The sequence below is a fragment of the Azospira sp. I13 genome, assembly GCF_003112695.1.
Classification (GTDB): domain Bacteria; phylum Pseudomonadota; class Gammaproteobacteria; order Burkholderiales; family Rhodocyclaceae; genus Azospira.
In genome coordinates this window covers 402,840-421,394 of the sequence record NZ_BFBP01000011.1, presented here as the reverse complement: position 1 = coordinate 421,394, position 18,555 = coordinate 402,840, and the positions used below count along the sequence as shown (strand labels likewise).

At 65.9% G+C, this 18,555-nt stretch carries 15 protein-coding genes; 3 read left to right on the top strand and 12 right to left on the bottom strand.

Translation table 11 applies throughout. From position 1 onward, the window contains the following. Positions 1 to 10: 10 nt before the first annotated feature. Genes AZSI13_RS11855 through ada form a run of 3 tightly spaced genes read right to left on the bottom strand, consistent with a single transcriptional unit; the run spans position 11 to position 2,969 of the window. The gene (locus AZSI13_RS11855; protein ID WP_109041356.1) at positions 11 to 904 is read right to left on the bottom strand and encodes a DNA-3-methyladenine glycosylase; all 894 of its coding nucleotides are present in this window, start codon (positions 902 to 904) and stop codon (positions 11 to 13) included. Then, a complete protein-coding gene (gene alkB / locus AZSI13_RS11850; protein WP_109041355.1) occupies positions 904 to 1,563 on the bottom strand; it encodes a DNA oxidative demethylase AlkB in 660 nt (219 codons plus the stop codon). Before alkB ends, AZSI13_RS11855 begins: the two co-directional genes overlap by 1 nt. Next, positions 1,560 to 2,969, bottom strand: coding sequence for a bifunctional DNA-binding transcriptional regulator/O6-methylguanine-DNA methyltransferase Ada (ada, locus tag AZSI13_RS11845; protein ID WP_109041354.1), 1,410 nt, complete (start codon positions 2,967 to 2,969; stop codon positions 1,560 to 1,562). Before ada ends, alkB begins: the two co-directional genes overlap by 4 nt. 227 nt (positions 2,970 to 3,196) lie before the next feature. Here ada and AZSI13_RS11840 point away from each other — a divergent pair, with 227 nt between their 5' ends. Together AZSI13_RS11840 and AZSI13_RS11835 are read left to right on the top strand one after the other, a co-directional pair. Continuing rightward, positions 3,197 to 4,504, top strand: coding sequence for an FAD-dependent oxidoreductase (locus AZSI13_RS11840; protein WP_109041353.1), 1,308 nt, complete (start codon positions 3,197 to 3,199; stop codon positions 4,502 to 4,504). A gap of 79 nt (positions 4,505 to 4,583) precedes the next feature. Beyond that, complete coding sequence (locus AZSI13_RS11835; protein WP_109041503.1) at positions 4,584 to 5,237, top strand: HD domain-containing protein; 654 nt, start codon at positions 4,584 to 4,586, stop codon at positions 5,235 to 5,237. 157 nt (positions 5,238 to 5,394) lie between these two features. Here the strand turns inward: AZSI13_RS11835 and recQ are convergent, their stop codons facing one another. From recQ to AZSI13_RS11795, 8 genes are all read right to left on the bottom strand, one after another. After that, complete coding sequence (recQ, locus tag AZSI13_RS11830) at positions 5,395 to 7,233, bottom strand: DNA helicase RecQ (RefSeq protein ID WP_109041352.1); 1,839 nt, start codon at positions 7,231 to 7,233, stop codon at positions 5,395 to 5,397. Between the two features lie 39 nt (positions 7,234 to 7,272). After that, positions 7,273 to 8,241 (bottom strand): TerC family protein, encoded by a 969-nt coding sequence (locus AZSI13_RS11825; protein WP_109041351.1) that lies wholly within the window; start codon positions 8,239 to 8,241, stop codon positions 7,273 to 7,275. 9 nt (positions 8,242 to 8,250) lie between these two features. Then, on the bottom strand, positions 8,251 to 8,517 hold the full coding sequence (locus tag AZSI13_RS11820) for a hypothetical protein (protein WP_109041350.1): 267 nt from the start codon (positions 8,515 to 8,517) through the stop codon (positions 8,251 to 8,253). 311 nt (positions 8,518 to 8,828) lie between these two features. Beyond that, the gene (locus tag AZSI13_RS11815) at positions 8,829 to 9,587 is read right to left on the bottom strand and encodes a UDP-2,3-diacylglucosamine diphosphatase (RefSeq protein WP_109041349.1); all 759 of its coding nucleotides are present in this window, start codon (positions 9,585 to 9,587) and stop codon (positions 8,829 to 8,831) included. A gap of 48 nt (positions 9,588 to 9,635) precedes the next feature. Beyond that, complete coding sequence (locus AZSI13_RS11810; RefSeq protein WP_109041348.1) at positions 9,636 to 10,127, bottom strand: peptidylprolyl isomerase; 492 nt, start codon at positions 10,125 to 10,127, stop codon at positions 9,636 to 9,638. A 52-nt stretch (positions 10,128 to 10,179) separates the two neighbouring features. Continuing rightward, positions 10,180 to 10,770: a peptidylprolyl isomerase gene (locus AZSI13_RS11805; protein WP_201262362.1), complete on the bottom strand. Its 591-nt coding sequence runs from the start codon at positions 10,768 to 10,770 to the stop codon at positions 10,180 to 10,182. After that, on the bottom strand, positions 10,770 to 12,071 hold the full coding sequence (locus tag AZSI13_RS11800) for a murein L,D-transpeptidase family protein (RefSeq protein ID WP_201262361.1): 1,302 nt from the start codon (positions 12,069 to 12,071) through the stop codon (positions 10,770 to 10,772). Before AZSI13_RS11800 ends, AZSI13_RS11805 begins: the two co-directional genes overlap by 1 nt. Then, positions 12,071 to 13,222: a nuclear transport factor 2 family protein gene (locus AZSI13_RS11795; protein ID WP_109041347.1), complete on the bottom strand. Its 1,152-nt coding sequence runs from the start codon at positions 13,220 to 13,222 to the stop codon at positions 12,071 to 12,073. The genes AZSI13_RS11800 and AZSI13_RS11795 overlap by 1 nt, the downstream gene beginning before the upstream one ends. 315 nt (positions 13,223 to 13,537) lie before the next feature. Between AZSI13_RS11795 and cysS the strand changes: the two genes are divergently transcribed. Further along, the gene (cysS, locus tag AZSI13_RS11790) at positions 13,538 to 14,914 is read left to right on the top strand and encodes a cysteine--tRNA ligase (RefSeq protein WP_109041346.1); all 1,377 of its coding nucleotides are present in this window, start codon (positions 13,538 to 13,540) and stop codon (positions 14,912 to 14,914) included. A gap of 505 nt (positions 14,915 to 15,419) precedes the next feature. Here the strand turns inward: cysS and AZSI13_RS11785 are convergent. Beyond that, positions 15,420 to 18,323 carry an adenosylcobalamin-dependent ribonucleoside-diphosphate reductase gene (locus AZSI13_RS11785; protein WP_201262360.1) on the bottom strand — a complete coding sequence of 968 codons (2,904 nt, stop codon included), beginning with the start codon at positions 18,321 to 18,323 and terminating at the stop codon, positions 15,420 to 15,422. Between the last annotated feature and the right edge of the window lie 232 nt (positions 18,324 to 18,555).

Here is an 18,555-nt window from a genome sequence, read left to right as displayed (position 1 = left end):
CTCAGGCCCCTCAGGCCTCCAGGCGCAGGCTGGCCCACAGGTAGGCCCCGGCCAGGGCGCGCCAGGGGCGGAACTGGGCCAGCCACTGCTCCGTTGCCCGGGCATCCACTTCCCGTTGCAGCAGCCGGCCCAGGGCCCGGCGCACCGCGGCATCGCCATGCAGGGAGCCATCCAGATGGGCAAAACCCCGCAGCAGGGTGTAATGCACGGTCCATGGGCCGATGCCGCGGCAGGCCAGCAGGCGTTCCTCCAGGGCTGGCAGTTCTTCCGGCGTGGCCGACAGCTGCAGTTCGCCGGCGGCGATGGCGCGGGAGAGGGGGAGCAGGGTGGTTGCCTTGCTGCGGGAGAGACCGGCCTGGCGCAGCTGTGCCTCATCCAGCCGGGCCAGGGCAGCCGCGTCGGGGTAGCAGTAGAGGCCGCTGGAATGGCGCTGGCCGGCGGCGAGGATGAGCTTGCGACGCAGGGAAACGGCGGCGGCCACGCTGATCTGCTGGCCGGTGATGGCCCAGCTCAGGGCCTCGAAGGGGCTGGCGGCCTGGGCCACCCGCAGGCCCGGCAGCTGGGCGATGACGGGCCCCAGTTCGGGGTGGTCGCGGTGGGTGGTGGTGAAGTCGGCCACCGGTTGATCCAGGCCCAGCAGATGGCGCACCAGGGTTTGCAATTCGGCGGCCGATGGGTTCGCCGCGTCATCCACCGCCAGTTCGGCAGCGACGCTTCCCGCCTCCAGGGTGAGGTGCAGGCAGGCAGGCTGGCCCTGCCAGAGCAGGCCCTTGTGCAGGGTGTTGCCCGCCACCCGCTCCGCCGTCTGGCTGGCATCCCGCTGGTGGAAGGCGAGCAGGTCCGCCGTGCGGAAATCCGCCGGCAGGGGAAGGGTGATGCTGGCACTAGCGGCGTGAGGGGGCATTAGCCGGACTGACGGAAGGTGAGATTGATACGACAGGTGCCGGTGAGGGGATGTTCCCCCGCCGGTACCGCCTGCACGCCGTGGAAGCGCAGCCGGTCGGGGCCGCCCCAGACCAGCACGTCGCCGTGCAGCAGGGGCACCTTGAGGGTGGGGTCGCTGCGGCCCATGCCGCCCCAGAGAAAGCGGGCCGGCAGGCCGAGGGAGACGGAAACGATGGGGGCCGCCAGATCGCGCTCGTCCCGGTCCTGGTGCAGGGACATGCGGGCCCCCGGGGCGTAGCGGTTGATGAGGCAGGCATCGGGGGCAAAGCCCGGGTAGTCGGCTGTGCTGGCGGCCTCCCGGGCCAGGTCGCGCAGGAGGGCGGGCATGGGCGGCCAGGGTTGGCCGCTGGCCGGGTCCGTCGCCACGTAGCGGTAGCCCCGGCGGTCGGATATCCAGCCCAGGGAGCCACAGCTGCTCATGGCCACCGACATGGTCTGGCCGCCGGGGGTCAGCATCTGGCGCCACGGTGCCTGGTCAATGACCTGCCGCACCGCCGCCAGCAGGGCTGGCGCCTGTTCCAGGGCGAAGCCCCGCAACAGCAGCGTGCCGGGCCCCAGGCGCTCGGTGGAGGGCGGCGGGGGCGGCAGGTCGGCGAAGAGGTCGGGCGTGGTGCTCATGGCCCGCGCTTTTTCGGAGCCGGGCGGCCCTTCGGCGTGCTGGCTGCGTCGGTGGATCGGTTGGCCGTTTTGCGGTGTTGCCGCATCGCTTCTTGCCTCGCTACCGCTTCTCCCGGATGGGCCTCGGTTGTCGTCGCCATGGTTGCCGTGGCCTGCTCCCGCTGCTGCAAGGCCGCCTTGCGTTCCAGGCCCCAGCGGTAGCCTGCCAATCCGCCATCGCTGCGCACCACCCGGTGGCAGGGCACGGCCACGGCCAGGGGGTTGGCGGCGCAGGCCGCGGCCACGGCCCTGACCGCCTTGGGCAGGCCAAGGGCCTGGGCGATCTCGGTATAGCTGCGGGTCTCCCCCGGGGGGATGGCCTGCAAGGCTTGCCAGACGCGGTGCTGGAAGGCGGTGCCGCGCAGATCCAGGGGCAGGTCCAGTCCCTGCCGGGGCTGCTCCACCAGGCCCACCACCTGGGCAACCCAGGCCTCGAAGTCCTGCTGCTGCGGCCCGTCCCCCAGCAGCCGGGCTCGGGGAAAGCGCTGTTGCAGGTCCGCTGCCAGGGCGGTGGGATCATCCCCCAGCAGGATGGCGCATAGCCCCCGGCTGCTGCGGGCCACCAGCAGGGCACCCAGACTGGTGGCGGCGATGGCGAAGCGGATATCCTCCGCCGCCCCGCCCGCCCGGAAGCGGCGGGGCGCCATGCCCAGTACCCGGTCGGCCTCGGCATAGAAGCGGCTGCTGGCGTTGTAGCCGGCGGCATAAAGGGTATCGGTGATGGTCTGGTCCTTGTCCGCCGGGGAGCTGCCAGGGCGGACGTTGTCTGTCAGCGGAGGTTTTTCCGTCCCCTGGCCGAGGCTGTTGCGCAGGCGTTCGGCCCGCAGCGCCCGGGCATAGGCCCGGGGCGTCAGCCCGGTGTGGGTCTGGAAGAGGCGGTGCAGATGGTGGGGGCTGAGGTCCGCCCAGGCGGCCAGCTCATCGAGCGTCGGGGGCGTCTCCGCGCTGTCGATGAAGCGGCACAGCCCGGCCACCAGATCGGCCTGGCGTTGGGCCAGGGGCGGCTGGTCGGGCAGGCAGCGCAGGCAGGGGCGAAAACCGGCCGCCCGGGCCGCCGCCGGGTCGGCGTAGAAGGCCACATTTTCCGGTCGGGGCCGGCGGGAGGGGCAGGTGGGGCGACAGTAGATGCCGGTGCTGCGCACGGCGTAGATGAACTGCCCTTCCGCCGCCGGGTCCCGGGCGCAGAGGGCAGCCCAGCGCGGATCGGCAACGACCAGGGCGGCGGCCGTGGGCGTGGCATCCCGGCTTCCTGGTGCGCCCAGGGCCTCGGGGGCCTCCACGGTGATCGCACCCGAGGCAGGCGCGCTTTCAGCCTTCTTGCCCGGGCGACGGGGAGCGGTGGAGGGGGGCAGGGAGGGTGTTTTCATCGGCGGTGTTTCGGCAGGGGGATGGGGCCAGCTTAGGCAGCGGCGAGCCGCGGCGCACCCCGTCACTTGCTTTCAAATTCGGGAGCCGTCAGAGGCTCCCTCATCCGTCATGACGACCTTTTTACCGACCTCCTTCCCCGGGGGCAAGGGCCCTGAATTGATGCGTGTCAGGTTGCTTTGCCCCGCCCTTGGCTAGACTGACGCTTTTCCGCTTCGATCTTGCCGCCATGATGCCGAGCCGCCGTCAATTCCTTACTGCCACCGCCGCCTTGGGCGCGCTCGGCGCCATGCCCCTGGTGCGGGCGGCGCCGTTGTTGCCGCCCGCGTCGGTATCCGGCAAGGCCGGCCGGGTGCTTATCGTCGGTGGTGGCTGGGGCGGCCTGGCCGCTGCCCGCCATCTGCGGCAGGAAGCGCCTCAACTGGAAGTGGAGTTGCTGGAACGGCTGCCCGCCTTCTGGTCCTGCCCTCGCAGCAACCACTGGCTGGTGGGGGAGGCCGACGGCGCCGCCTTGCGTTTCGACTACCGGCAAGTGGCCAGCCGCCTCGGCTACACCTTCCTCCAGGCCGAGGTCACCGGAGTGGATCGGGACCGCCGCCAGGTGCTGACCGGCCAGGGCCCCCTGGAATACGACTGGCTGGTGCTCGCGCCCGGCATCCGCCACGATTACAGCGCCTGGTTCGGCGACGACCGGGAGGCCATCGCCCAGGCCCGCAGCCGCTATGCCCCGGCCTATACCGCCGGCCCGGAGTTCGCGGAAGTACAGCGCCGCCTGGCTGATTTCAAGGGGGGCGACCTGCTCATCACCGTGCCCCCCTATCCCTACCGCTGCCCACCGGCGCCCTTCGAGCGGGCGGTGCTGCTGGCCCGCTGGTTCCAGGCGCGGCAGATTCCCGGGCGCATCCTGCTGGTGGATGCCAATCCGCCCAACCCGGGCTACGCCAAGGTGTTCAACGAATTCTTCCGGGGGCGCATCCATTACGTCGCCAATTCCCCGGTACGCCGCATCGACCTGGAGGCCCGGCGCCTCGTCGCCGCCGCGGGGGAATTCACCTTCGACAGTGCCATGCTGCTGCCGCCCCAACAGGCTGGCGAACTGGCCGCCCTGGCCGGCCTCACCGGGCCCGACGACGACGGCAAGGCCAGCGGCTGGGCCCAGGTCACCGGCCCCAGCCTGCAAAGCCGGGCCGACGAACGCATCTTCGTCATCGGCGACGCCGTCGGCGCCGTCTCCCCCCTCTTCGGCCACTACCCCAAGAGCGGCCACGTAGCCAACCGCATGGGCCGCATCGTTGCCAAGGAAATCGCTGCCCGGGCCGCCGGCAAGACCGCGGAACCGGCCCTGCCGGACAACCTCTGCTACGTCACGGTGAATCCCGAGCCCCTGGACGTGCTGCTCATGGACACCCAGTACAAATTCCGCAGCGACGGCGTCATCGTCCAGACCCTCCGCCAATACCGGGACCCGGACCTGGCGGCAGATGAACTGGCCTGGCATGGAGCGTTGATGGCAGAAATGCAGGGGCTGGGGGCTTAGCAAGCCAAGGGCCGGCAGGCGGGAACAGGTCGTTACAATGGCCGCCCTGACCGTTGCCCCATTTTCCCCGACTGATTCCATGACTGACTCTTCCTCCGACTGGTTGCTGCGCCTGTTCGCCCTGGCTACGGCTGACAACCATGACGATGGCGCCCACGACCTCAACCACCTGCATCGTGTCTGGCAGACGGCCCAGACCTTGTTGCAGGACCATGCCGAAGCCGATGCCCTGGTGGTGATGACGGCCTGCTATCTGCACGATCTGGTGAATCTGCCGAAGAACCACCCGGACCGCTCCAGAGGCTCCACCCTGGCGGCGGAACTGGCGGTGGCAAAACTCAAGGAAGCCGGCTTTCCGGCAGGAAAACTGGCCGCCGTGGCCCATGCCATCGAGGCTCACAGCTTTTCCGCGGGCATCGCCCCCACCACCATCGAAGCGAAGATCATCCAGGATGCGGACCGGCTGGATGCTTTGGGCGCAGTGGGATTAGCCCGCCTGTTCTACACCGCGGGGCGTCTGGGTTCCGCCTTGGCCCATGCCGGCGACCCACTAGGGGCCGCGCGGGAGCTGGACGACAAGGCCTACGCCCTGGACCACATCGAGGTAAAGCTGGCAACCCTGCCGGCCACCATGCAGACGGCGGCCGGATGCTGCCTGGGGGAGGAGCGGCTGCAATGGCTGCGGCAGTTCCAGTCGGATTTTGTCGCCGAGTGGGGGAGCGGCAATTCCTGAAAGGGGGATGGGCTGAGAGGCAAGCAGGACGCCACGTTCAGGCATGTCCATGGCGGAAAGCGCCGTCCTTATTGCCTAAGCGGGGAGTGGTTGGATAAAGCCGCTTCATGCGGCCGCATGAAGCCGGCCGAATGTGCCGCGGCCGGGGCCGTGAGACTCAGGCGGCCCGGATAATGCCCAGCAGATCGTCGCCGTAGCGTTCCAGCTTGGCGGTGCCCATGCCGGAGATACCCATCAGTTCGGCCTTGGTGGTGGGCCGGTCTTCTGCCAGTTCCTTGAGGGTCTTGTCGTGCAGGATGACGTAGGCCGGCACGCCCTGTTCCTTGGCGGTGTCGGCACGCCACTGGCGCAGGTCTTCGAAGAGGGCCTGGTCTTCCAGGGTCATGTCGTCCAGCTTGGTGGGGATGCGGTCGCTGCGGCTCTTGCTGCTGCCACCCTTGCGGGCCACGTGGCGGCGCATTTCCAGGGTTTGCTGGCCTTTCAGCACCGGGCGGGCGGCATCGGTGAGCTTCAGGGCGCCGTGTTCGGCCAGGTCGGCGGTGAGCATGCCGCCGGCCACCAGCTGGCGGAAGACGGCGCGCCAGGCGCCATCGTCCAGATCGGCGCCGACGCCGAAGGTGGGCAGGGCGTCGTGGCCCCACTGTTTGACCTTGTCGCTGACCTTGCCCCGTAGCACGTCGATGAGGTGCACCACGCCGAAGCGTTGGCCGGTGCGATAGACCACGGAGAGGGCTTTCTGGGCGGCCACGGTGCCGTCCCACAGTTCTGGCGGGGTGAGGCAGACGTCGCAGTTGTTGCAGGGTTCGCTGGCTTCGTCGAAGTAGTTGAGCAGCACCACCCGGCGGCAGCGGGGGGATTCGGCATAGGCCAGCAGGGCGTTGAGCTTCTGGGCCTCCAGCCGCTTCTGCTCCTCGGGGGCGGCGGATTCTTCGATGCGGGAGCGTTGCAGCACCACGTCCTGCAGGCCATAGGCCATCCAGGCTTCGGCGGGTTCGCCGTCGCGGCCGGCCCGGCCCGTTTCCTGGTAGTAGGCTTCCAGGCTCTTGGGCATGTCCAGGTGGGCGACGAAGCGCACGTCGGGCTTGTCGATGCCCATGCCGAAGGCGATGGTGGCCACCATGGTGATGCCTTCTTCCCGCAGGAAGGTGCGCTGGTTGTCGGCCCGCACCTCGGCCGGCAGGCCGGCGTGGTAGGGCAGGGCGGGAATGCCCTGGCTAGTGAGCCAGGCGGCGGTTTCTTCCACCTTCTTGCGCGACAGGCAGTAGACGATGCCGGCCTCGCCCTTGTGGCCGGCGAGGAAGCCGAGCAGCTGCTTGCGGGGATTGTCCTTTTCGACGATGAGGTAGCGGATGTTGGGCCGGTCGAAGCTGGCGACGAAGACCCGGGCTTCGGTCAGGCCCAGGCGGACGCGCATTTCTTCCCGGGTCGCCGCATCGGCGGTGGCGGTCAGCGCGATGCGGGGCACATCCGGGTAGCGGTTGTGCAGGGCCGAGAGTTGCAGGTATTCGGGGCGGAAGTCGTGGCCCCACTGGGAGACGCAGTGGGCTTCGTCGATGGCGAAGAGGGCCAGGCGCTGGTCCGCTTCCAGCTTGTCCAGGAGCGACAGGCAGCGGTCGGTGAGCAGGCGTTCCGGGGCGACGTAGAGCAGGTCCAGGTCGCCGCTGAGGACGCGCCGTTCCACCTCCTGTACCTGTTGCCAATCCAGGGTGGAGTTGAGGTAGGCGGCCTTGACGCCGAGCTGGGTGAGGGCGTCCACCTGATCCTGCATCAGGGCGATCAGCGGCGAGACGACGATGCCGCAGCCGTGGCGCAGCAAAGCGGGAATCTGGTAGCAGAGGGATTTGCCGCCGCCGGTGGGCATCAGCACCAGGGCGTCGCCGCCATCGGCCACGTGGCCGACAATTTCGGCCTGGCGGCCGCGGAAGGCGGTGTAACCAAAAATGCGGTGGAGGAGGTCGAGGGCGGCCGCGTCGGTGCCGGTGGAGCGGGAGGTCATGGGCCGCGATTATCGCACGGCCCATGACCCGGTTAAGGCTTAGTTAGCTGCCTTGCCGGCCTCCTCCTGGGGACGCAGCAGGGAGGCGACGATGGAGATCGCCAGGATGCCGGCCACTGCGCCCAGGGAGACGAACACCGGGATGTGGAACCACTTGACGATCAGCATCTTCACGCCGATGAAGCACAGCACCGCCGCCAGGCCGTACTTGAGCAGGTGGAAGCGGGCTGCCATGTCCGCCAGCAGGAAATACAGGGCCCGCAGACCGAGGATGGCGAAGATGTTGGAGGTCATGACGATGAAGGGGTCCGTGGTCACGGCGAAGATGGCCGGGATGGAGTCCACGGCGAAGATCACGTCGGTAACCCCGATCAGCACCACCACCACGAAGAGGGGGGTGAACCAGCGTACGCCCTCCTTCATTACGGCCAGCTTGTCGCCATCGTACTGGGGCAGGATTTTCAGGTGGCCCCGCATCCACTTCAGCACCGGATTCTGTTCGATGTCCGGCTCATGCTCGCCGGGCAGGGCCATCTTGATGCCGGTGACGAGCAGGAAGGCGCCGAAGACGTAGAGGATCCAGCTGAACTGGGAAATCAGCCAGGCACCGATGAGGATCATGATGGCCCGCAGCACCACGGCCAGGATGACGCCGACGATGAGGGCCTTCTTTTGCTGCTCCGCCGGCACCACGAAGGCGGTGAAGATCATCAGGAAGACGAAGATGTTGTCCACCGACAGGGATTTCTCAATCAGGTAGCCGGTGAGGAATTCTGTCGCCTTCAGGTTGGCCACTTCCCTGCCCACGCTGTGGTCCAGCCAGCCCCACAGGATGGCGCAGAAGACGAGGGCCAGGCTCACCCACAGAGCCGACCAAGCCAGGGCCTGGCGGGCAGTGACAGCTCGGCCGCCCTTCTTTTCCAGGGCCACCAGGTCCACCACGATGGCCACCACCACGAAAATGGCGAAGCCGACCCACCACCAGACGTTGCCGATACTTTCGGTCATGGCTGCTCCTTACCAGTTCTGGCGACGGTCATTGATGCGACGCCATTCCCCGTCGAGGGTAATGGGGTCCCGGGGGGTACTGCCGGAGGTGCCGGCCCGGGCGTAGGCCGGCGCGAAGGCAGGTTCCGCTTCGGCCTGGGCGCGACGCACGGTGTCAGCCTGGCGCGCCATACGGCGGAACAGGGCCTTGAAGAGGGGCAGGATGATGAAGCGTCCGATACCGGCCAGGAGGGCCAGACGGAATTTGAAGAAGAGGAGCGAGAGCAGCTTTTTCATGGCGGTTCCTTTCGCATGAGATCGAGATTAACCGATCCTCGCCGCCCGTAAACGCAAAAAACCTTTGCCGTTGGCGGCAAAGGTCTCGCTTGGGTTGCGTCGGCGCGCTATTTTTGCGCCTCTGGAACCACCCACCGGGCCGGGGAACTTTCATTCCCGTACTGACGACTTCCGGCGGTTCAGCTACTCCCCTTCGTGGGATCGCGAGGGAGAATCTACGGGGGATGGCTGCTTTGGTCAACCCCGCAGGGCATGTGGTTATTACGGAGTTGGGTTGCGTACGGGGTTGCGGTGCGGGGTTACAGTGCGGCTCAGGCCAGGGGAAGTTCCAGGGATTCGCGCTGCAGGGTATCGCCGTCCCAGACCAGGCAGTCGCCCCAGGCACGGGTGTGGTCCTGGTGCCAGTCGGAAAGCACCCAACGTTCGCAGTGGATGCCGTCCACGATGTGGTCGTGGCGCTCCGGGCGGTGGGTGTGGCCGTGGATCAGGGTGGCGTAGCCGTTGTCGCGCAGGAAGTCTTCCACCGTGGCTGCGTTGACGTCCATCAGGTAGTTGGCTTCGTCCCGCTTTTCGGCCTTGATGGCTTCGGAGCGCTGACGCAGGGCGGCAGCAATGGCCTTGCGTTCGGCCAGGGGTTTGGCCAGGAAATCGGCCTGCCAGGCATGGCCCCGCACCTGGGCGCGGAAGGCCTGGTAGTCCTGGTCATCGGTGCACAGGGCGTCGCCGTGGCTGAGCACGAACTGCCAGGTCACTACGGAAAGCACATAGGGGTCCGGCAGCAGGCGCAGGCCGGCGGCGGTGGCGAAATCCTGACCCAGGAGAAAGTCCCGGTTGCCGTGCAGCAGGTTGAGTTCGATACCCTGATCGGCGGCCTGGCGCAGGGCGGCAATGATGCGGGCGTTGTAGGGGTCACGGCAGTCGTCGTCGCCGACCCAGTGGTCGAAGAAATCGCCGAGGATGTAGAGGCTGTTGATCTGCCGTTTCGGCAGGGAGGCGAGGAAGGCCTCGAAGAGGGCAGTAATGCCCGGGACTGCGGGGGAAAGGTGCAGGTCGGAGATGAAGGTGAGCATGGGGCGCGAGGGTGTGATGATGGCTCGCGCCCCGGATCGGCGGCTGGCTTAGACGACTTCAGCGCGTTCGATGATCACGTCTTCCACCGGCACGTCCTGGTGGAAACCGCTGCGGCCGGTCTTGACGCCCTTGATCTTGTCCACCACCTCGGTACCTTCGACCACCTTGCCGAAAACACAGTAGCCCCAGCCGGAAGCGGAGGGGGAGGTGTGGTTGAGGAAGTCGTTGTTCTTCACGTTGATGAAGAACTGAGCGGTGGCGGAATGGGGGTCGTTGGTGCGAGCCATGGCGACGGTGTAGTTGTCGTTCTTCAGGCCGTTGTCGGCTTCGTTCTTGATCGGTGCCTGGGTGTCCTTCTGTTCCATGCCGGGGGCGAAACCGCCGCCCTGGATCATGAAGCCGTTGATGACCCGGTGGAAGATGGTGTTGTCGTAGTGGCCGGACTCCACGTAGGAGATGAAGTTCTTCACGGTTTCCGGAGCCTTCTCGGCATCCAGTTCCAGGCCGATGACGCCGAAGTTGGTGTGCAGTTTGATCATGGTTTGCCTTTCAATGCAGGGGGGCGGCTGTCGGGATGACGGGCCGCCGGGTTTATTTCTTTTCGGGAAGCAGTTTCACGGACTGGATCACCACCGGGGTGGCGGGCACGTTCTGGTGGCCACCTTGGTTGCCGGTGCGCACCTGGCCGATCTTCTTCACCACGTCGATGCCCTCGCGCACCTTGCCGAAGACGGTGTAGCCCCAACCGTCGAAGGAGGGGTAATCCAGGTTGCGGTTATCCACCAGATTGATGAAAAACTGGGCCGTGGCGGAATGGGGATTGTTGGTGCGGGCCATGGCGATGGTGCCGATGTCGTTGCGCAGGCCGTTCTTGGCCTCGTTCTCCACCGGTGCCCGGGTCGGTTTCTGGGCCATGTCGGGGGTGAAACCACCGCCCTGGATCATGAAACCGTCGATGACACGATGGAAGATGGTGCCGTCGTAAAAGCTGTCCTTGGTGTACTGCAGGAAGTTCTCCACCGTCTTGGGGGCCTTGTCGGCATACAGCTCCAGGACGATGCGGCCCTGGTTGGTCTGGATTTCCACCTGGGGGTTGGCAGCCTGGGCCAGGCTGGCGCAGGCGGTGAGGGCGAGGCCGGCGGCCAGGCGGCCGAGGCGCTTCAACAGCGGGGTCTTGAACATCAGGCGGCTCCTTCGTAGATGATCTTCCAGGTGCCCTTTTCGCGCACCCAGTATTGGCGTTTCTTCATCTGGTTGTTGAGATTGTTGCTGCGATAGGTCTGCTCAAAGGTGACCACCACGTAGTCTTCCTTGTCCGGCGCACGGAACATGGAGACATCGGAGAGCTTGACCTTGATCCATTCCTTGCCGGCATTGACCTGGCGCTTCTGCTGGGCGAAATCTGCCAGGCCCTGGGCGCCGCTCTTGAAATTGTCGGAATAGTGGGCGAGGAATTTCTCCACATCCCGGCTCTCCCAGTCACTGCGCCAGGATTCCATTTGCCGGTTGAGTTCGGTGCGTTCCTTGTTCCAGTCGTCGAGGGACAGCCATTCCACGGAATTGCTGATGATCACCGGTGTCAGGCCCACCTGCAGGTTCTTGGCCACGGCGTCCAGGTCCTGGTTGGAGAGCACGACGCAGCCATCCGAAGCCCGGGGCGGGCGGGAGAAAGTGTCCGAGGGGGTGCCGTGCAGCCAGATACCGTGGCCGTTGCGCCCCTGGCGCTTGTCCCATTCGTTGGGATAGTTGATGGGGAAGGCGCCGCTGCCGTAAAGGTCCGCCAGCTTTTCCCGGGGCAGGCTGGAAGTGACGTGGTAGACGCCGATAGGCGTCTTCTTGTCGCCTTCCTTGCTCTTCTCCGCCCCCAGCTTGCCTTGGGTGATGTAGTAGTCAGCCACGAAACGGGGGCGGCCAGCCTTCTGGTCGTTCTCGTAGAGATAGAGGCGGGATTTCTGGGTATCCACCACCACGGCGTATTTCTGTTCCGGCACCATCTGCATCAGGTAGCGGGGCACCGTGTCGGCCGGCGGCTTTTCCCGGTAGCCGCGCAGCCGCACCATGGCCTCGGCCCGCAGGTCGGCCAGCTTGTCGGCGGGGGCGTCGGGGGCGTTGCCGAAGGTTTCCAGGGGGCGGGTGCGGGCCAGCAGCAGATCCCCCTTGATGAGGTGGCCGAGGCGGAATTTCGGATAGCGTTCCAGCAGGTTTTCCGTCAGGGCCAGGGCCGATTCCAGGCGGTTCTGCTCAATCTGGGCAAAGATGTTGGCCAGCATCGGCTCCGGGCCGTGCAGGCCGGGGCCGGAATCCGAATAGGTGGCCGTTGCCATGGGCAGGGATGGGCTGCCGGCATCAGCGGGGGCTTCCCCCTTGCGCCAGAGGCTGGCGCCTTTCCAGGCTGCGGCACCGGCAGCCACTAAAACGATCAGGGCAACTGCGGTGCGGCGGAAGCGCCGGCCGGAGTTGCCCCGGGTGTACATCAGAGACATCAGCTACCTACTTTTTCCTGCTGGATCAGCCACTTGTTGCCGCTCTTCTGCATCACCAGGGTCTTGGCGGCAGAGGATTTGAGGGTTGCGGAAGTGTAGCCCTGCTTGAAGCGGACCGTGGCCTTGTCGCCGTTCATGCTGACCTTGACGTCATCCACGGTGACCTGCAGCTTGCCCGGCTTGTCGATGCGGGAAGCGCGTTCGCTTTCCCAGGACTTGCGGCTGGCGCCGCCGGGCACCTGGAAGTCGGGGCCGTAGAAGGAGAGATAACCCTTCACGTCCTTGCGTGACCAGGCGGCGGCCCAGGACTGCACGGCCTTGATCACGGCGCTGTCGTCTCCGTCGGATTTGGCTGCGGCGGGCTTTTCCTTTTCCACCCGGGCCGGTTCGGCGGCGGGAGCCGGCTTTTCCTTGTCCTTTTCCTTGTCCAGCACGGTGACCTTGGCCGGTTCCCGGGTAGCCGGGGCAGGTGCCGGTACCGGCGCTACCGGAGCGGGGGTCGGCGCAGCGGCCACGGGGGTGGGCGCGGGCGCCGGGGCGACAGGGGGCGGTGCGCTGGCTGCGGTCGGTGCCTTGCCCGGACGGCTGCTGTTACCGATCAGTTCCCGGATCAGGGAAAGCTTGGACTGGGCGTGGGAATTGGAAGAATCCAGTTGCAGAGCCTTGTCATAGGCCTGGCTGGCCAGCTTGGCATAGACGTCACCCAGGTTTTCATGGGCGATGGCATAGGAAGGATGGGTGCGGATGGCCATTTCCAGGGCGTTGCGGGCCTTGTCGTACTGCTTCTGCTGGGCGTAAAGCACGGCCAGATTGTTGTAGGGCTCGGGTAGTTCGGGGAAATCTTCCGTCAACTTGGTGAAGACGGCGATGGCCTCGTTATTGCGGTTCAGTTCCGTGAGGATGATGCCGCGCAGGAAGCGCCCTTGGGCGTCTTTCGGACGGGCGGTGATGTAGGCGTCCACCTTCTCCAGGGCCTGGGCATTCTGGCCCTGCTTGACCATCTTCTGGATGTCGGCGATGGCCGGCTCGGCGGCCAGGGAAATAGTGGGCGTGCCGAAGCCGATCAGGGCCCCGAGCAGCAGGGCCGGAAGCAGCCGGGAAGGGCTGGAAAGGCGCGGCAGGCGGGGGGCTGGCGAAAAGTGGGAACCCATCGTTGTGTTATACTCTCTCGGACGATTTGTCGGCGTTTTGCATTAGTTTTGCATCAGCGGAACCGCGAGCCGGAGGGCTTCCTGCAAGGCTTCTTGCAAGCTTTCCGCAAAACTTCCCGATTCTAACAAAGAAGGACGCCGGAGCGAAGTTGCCGGGTGCTTGAAGTTCGAAGTTGCCGCGAGCTTTGGCCGGCCGGTCCACCGCGGCCGGGCCCGATAGTCCCGGGTAGGCCCGGGCCTTCACGGTTTCATTTTTCTTCATGCCTTCGGGCTGGCGCACCGGCGCCCGGCCCTCTTTCCCCGATCGCCTTTTCCATGCTGAAAATCTACAACTCCATCGCCCGGGAAAAACAGACCTTTACGCCCATCGAAGCGGGCAAGGTGAAAATGTATGTTTGCGGCATGACCGTCTATGACTTCTGCCACCTGGGCCACGCCCGGGTGCTGGTGGTTTTCGACGCCGTGCAGCGCTGGCTGCGGGCCAGCGGTCTGGACGTGACCTACGTCCGCAACATCACCGATATTGACGACAAGATCATCCGCCGCGCCGTGGAGAACGGTGAAACCATCGGCCAGCTGACCGACCGTTTCATCGCCGCCATGGACGAGGACGCCACCGCTCTGGGGGTGCAGAAGCCCACCCACGAGCCCCGGGCTACCGACTACGTGCCCCAGATGCTGGGCCTCATCGGCCAGCTGGAAGCCAACGGTCTGGCGTACAAGGCCGCCGACGGCGACGTGAATTTCTCCGTGCGCAAGTTCCCCGGCTATGGCCGTCTCTCCGGCAAGTCCCTGGACGACCTGCGGGCCGGTGAGCGGGTGGAAGTGGATTCCGCCAAGCAGGACCCCCTGGACTTCGTGCTGTGGAAGCACGCCAAGGCAGGCGAGCCGGCCTGGGAATCCCCCTGGGGCGCTGGCCGCCCCGGCTGGCACATCGAGTGCTCCGCCATGAGCTCCGATCTGCTGGGCCAGCATTTCGACATCCACGGCGGCGGCCAGGACCTGCAGTTCCCTCACCACGAGAACGAGATCGCCCAGTCCGAAGGCGCCCACGGCTGCACCTTCGTCAATTACTGGATGCACAACGGTTTCGTGCGGGTGGATGACGAGAAAATGTCCAAGTCCCTGGGCAACTTCTTCACCATCCGCGACGTGCTGAAAAAGTACGATGCCGAAGTGGTGCGCTTCTTCATCCTGCGCGCCCATTACCGTAGTCCCCTGAACTATTCCGACGCCCACCTGGACGATGCCCGCCAGGCCTTGAGCCGGCTCTACACCGCCCTCAAGGCCGTGGTCCCCGATGCCGCCGGGGTGGATCGGGAGGAAGCTCACGCCCAGGGTTTCCAGGCCGCCATGGACGACGACTTCAACACGCCGGAAGCCCTGGCGGTGCTGTTCGAACTGGCCAACGAGGTCAATCGCAGCAAGGACGCCCGTCTGGCCGGCCAGCTCAAGGGCTTGGCCGGGATTCTCGGCCTGCTGGAGCGGGATCCGGTGGCCTTCTTGCAAGGCGCTGCCGGCAGCGATGACGAGGGGCTGTCCCCTGCCGTCATCGAAGAACGCATCGCCGCCCGGGCCGCCGCCAAGAAGGCCAAGGATTTCGCCGAGGCGGATCGCCTGCGGGCCGAGTTGCTGGCGGCCGGCATCGTGCTCGAAGATTCCGCCCAGGGCACCACCTGGCGCCGGGCCTGATACGGGTAAATCGTCAGTCGGCCGCTCAGGCAATAGGGACGGGCATCTCGCCAGTCCATGGCCTGTGAGGCAATAAGGACGCGCTTCTCCAGACAGGGGTGGGCTAGATGCCCGCCCCTGTTGCATTTCAGGGCAGGTGAGTGCTGGGCATCAGTGATGGGGGATGGGTCGGCGTTTGGCGCAGGGATGCGGCAAGGGGCTGTGGCGTAGTCGCCGGGTAGCCATTGAACGGTCCGCGTGGCTGTCGAGCGGTGGAGGGTCGGTTGTCGAAGGTCTGGCCGTGCCTTGCTGAAGAATTGCCTGGCCACAAACTACAAACCCTCACCCCAAGGCCGGGAGTTGGGCATCCAGATACCTGGATGCCGAGGCAGCGATTGATGCTGCCCTCGCCGATCAGCCGGCGATCGGCATGAAAAAAGCCCGTCATCGTTGCCGATGGCGGGCTTTTTCTTGGGACTGGCGGGTGCCGGCGGAACGGGTCCTTAGGCTGAGGCCGCTGCGCAGTTTAGCCGCAGGAGCCGACGGCGCCGCAGGCGGTGCAGAATTCGCAGCCGTCCTTCTTGATCACCGTGGTGTTGCCGCATTCGCCGCACAGCTTGCCCTGGGTGGGGCGGACGCTGTTGGAGGCTTCTTCCGGTGCTTCCAGGATGCCCATCTGCTGCAGCGGCACGCCCTGTTCATCCAGGATGCCGAGCATGGCATAGCGGTGGATGATCAACTGGGCCAGGTAGGCCACCGTGGAGGGGTAGTTGGTCTGGCGGCGGGTGCCGGGCACGAAGGCCATGAAATCGCCCAGGGGTTCCGGGTAATCCAGCAGCTTGCGCAGCTTCATGCCGATCCAGGCCGGATCCACCACCCGCATGTCGAGGGAGAGCAGCTTGCACAGACCGTCCAGGGCGCGCGGGTAGTTGCCGGAGAGCCACATGGAGTAGGGGCGGGTAACGCCGTCAGGCAGGGTGATTTCCTTCAGGCCGAGGACGAAGTCTTCGCCGGTGGTCGGGTTGAAGACATCCACCGTCCAGGACAGGGTGCCGTCGGTGCCGGTCTTCGGTTCCTTGGCGCTGAACATGGCGTCCACCACCGGGGTGGGGCCTTCATGCTGCAGGGCGCCCAGCTGCTCGACACGCCAGTGGATGACCTGGGCCATGGCGGAGACGATGGAGGGCATCCGTTTGTGCTCGCCGTGGGGCGGGAAGGGCAGGTCGAAGGCGTCGCCCGGGGTCTTGGCCAGGGCGTCCAGCTTCATTTCCAGCAGGCCCCGGTCATTGGCGCGCATGTCCATGGAGAGGGTCTTGGCCACGGCGCCTAGGCCGCGGGGCACGTCCGGGCCGTTGACCCAGATTTCGAAGGGCCAGGAGCGGCGGGGGGAGCCTTCCTCTTCCTGATCCACATGGCCGACGAAGAGGGCGAACTTGCCCTGGGGGTAGTCGAGCATGTAGGTCCAGGCCAGGTTGCCTTCCGGCAGGGTGGGGCGGCCGGGCCAGCGCAGGGAGGCCAGCACGGGGGCTGGCAGGTTCTTGATGGAGAGGCGGCGGTTGGCGTCGGAGACGAAGTCCTGGGGGTGATTCTTCTCTTCCTCGGCCTGGGTCTTGGCCGGCTCCACGGAGAGCACGGAACCCAGGATGCTGTTGGGCCGGTAGGTGGCCAGGCCCTTCAGGCCGGACTTCCAGGCTTCCACGTAGAGATCCTGGAATTCCTCGTAGGGGTAGTCGCCAGGCACGTTCACCGTCTTGGAGATGGCGGTGTCGATGTAGGGGGCAACGGCGGCCACCATGTCCTTGTGGGCAGCGGCGGAGATTTCCAGGGCGGTGACGAAGTACTCGGGCAGCTTTTCCACATTGCCGCCCAGGTGCTTGTAGAGGCGCCAGGCGTAGTCTTCCACGGCGTATTCTTTCAGGGTGCCGTCGGGCATGCGCTTCTTGCGGTTGTAGGTCCAGGAGAAGGGCGGCTCGATGCCGTTGGAGGCATTGTCGGCGAAGGCCAGGGAAATGGTGCCGGTGGGGGCGATGGAGAGCAGGTGGGAGTTGCGCAGGCCGTGCTTGCGGATCTCGGCCTTGACCTCGTTGGGCAGGCGGGAGGCAAAGTTGCCGCCGGAGAGATACAACTCGGCGTTGAAGAGGGGGAAAGCACCCCGTTCCTTGGCCATGTCCACGGAGGTCAGGTAGGCGGTGTCGCGCATGAACTCGGAGATGCGGGAGGCCATGGCCCGGGCTTCGGCCCGGTCATAGCGCAGGCGCAGCATAGCCAGGGCGTCGCCCAGGCCGGTGAAGCCGAGGCCGATGCGGCGCTTGTTGGCGGCTTCTTCCTTCTGGCGCTCCAGGGGCCAGTGGGTGGCGTCCAGCACGTTGTCCAACATGCGGGTGGATACCTTGATGACTTCGCCGAAGGCCTCGAAATCAAACTCGGCCTGTTCGGAGAAGGGGTTGTTCACGAACAGGGTCAGGTTGATGGAGCCCAGGCAGCAGCAGCCATAGGGCGGCAGGGGCTGCTCGGCGCAGGGGTTGGTGGCCTCGATCTGCTCGCAATAGTTAAGGTTGTTGTCCTTGTTGATGCGATCCAGGAAGAGGATGCCGGGTTCGGCGTGGTCGTAGGTGGATTTCATCACCTGGTCCCACAGGTCCCGGGCCTTGACCTTGCGGTACACCCACAGGCTGTCCTCGCGCTGGAAGGCGCCCTGGGACTTCATGTCGGCATTGGGCTCGGCCTTGTGCACCAGCTCCACCTCGCCATCAGCTTCCACCGCCTTCATGAAGGCATCGGTAACGCCGAGGGAGATGTTGAAGTTGGTCAGGTCGCCCTGATCCTTGGCGTGGATGAAATCCTCGATATCCGGGTGGTCGCAACGCAGCACGCCCATCTGGGCGCCGCGGCGGGCACCGGCGGATTCCACGGTCTCGCAGGAGCGGTCGAAAACGCGCATGTAGGAGACGGGGCCGGAGGCGCGGGACTGGGTGCCCTTGACCTGGGCGCCGACGGGGCGGATGGAGGAGAAGTCGTAGCCCACGCCACCGCCGCGGCGCATGGTTTCAGCGGCCTGGGCCAGGGCGGTATAGATGCCGGGGCGGCCGTCGGTGGTTTCGACGATGGAGTCGCCAACGGGCTGCACGAAGCAGTTGATCAGGGTGGCGGCCAGATCGGTACCAGCGGCAGAGTTGATGCGGCCGGCGGGCACGAAGCCATTTTCCTGGGCCCAGAGGAAGCGTTCTTCCCACTTGGCCCGTTCCTTCTCGGGTTCGACGGCGGCCAGGGCGCGGGCAACGCGGCGGCGGACGTCATGGACATTGATTTCCTTGCCCTTGGCGTATTTCTCCACCAACACTTCGGTGGAAATCTCCTGCTCGGGCAGGGGAATGAATTCGGGGGCTTCGGGAATGGCGGACAGGGAGAGCTGTTCGGCGACCTGATTCATGGGTTTCCTCTCCAAAAAAGACGGCTATGCGTTTGGTTATAACCCGGGTTGCCCGGGGTTCAGCTGGGACGTAAAGCTACTACATGTAGTGGTGCTAGGCAAATAGTTGACTATATGTAGTTGTTAGGCGTTTGTTAGGGCATGGCGTGCCAAGGCCGGGAAAATCAGGATTGGCACATTTTTTGACACTAAGTGTGAGGAAGCGATTCCCTGCCGCGATAAAAAAAATGAG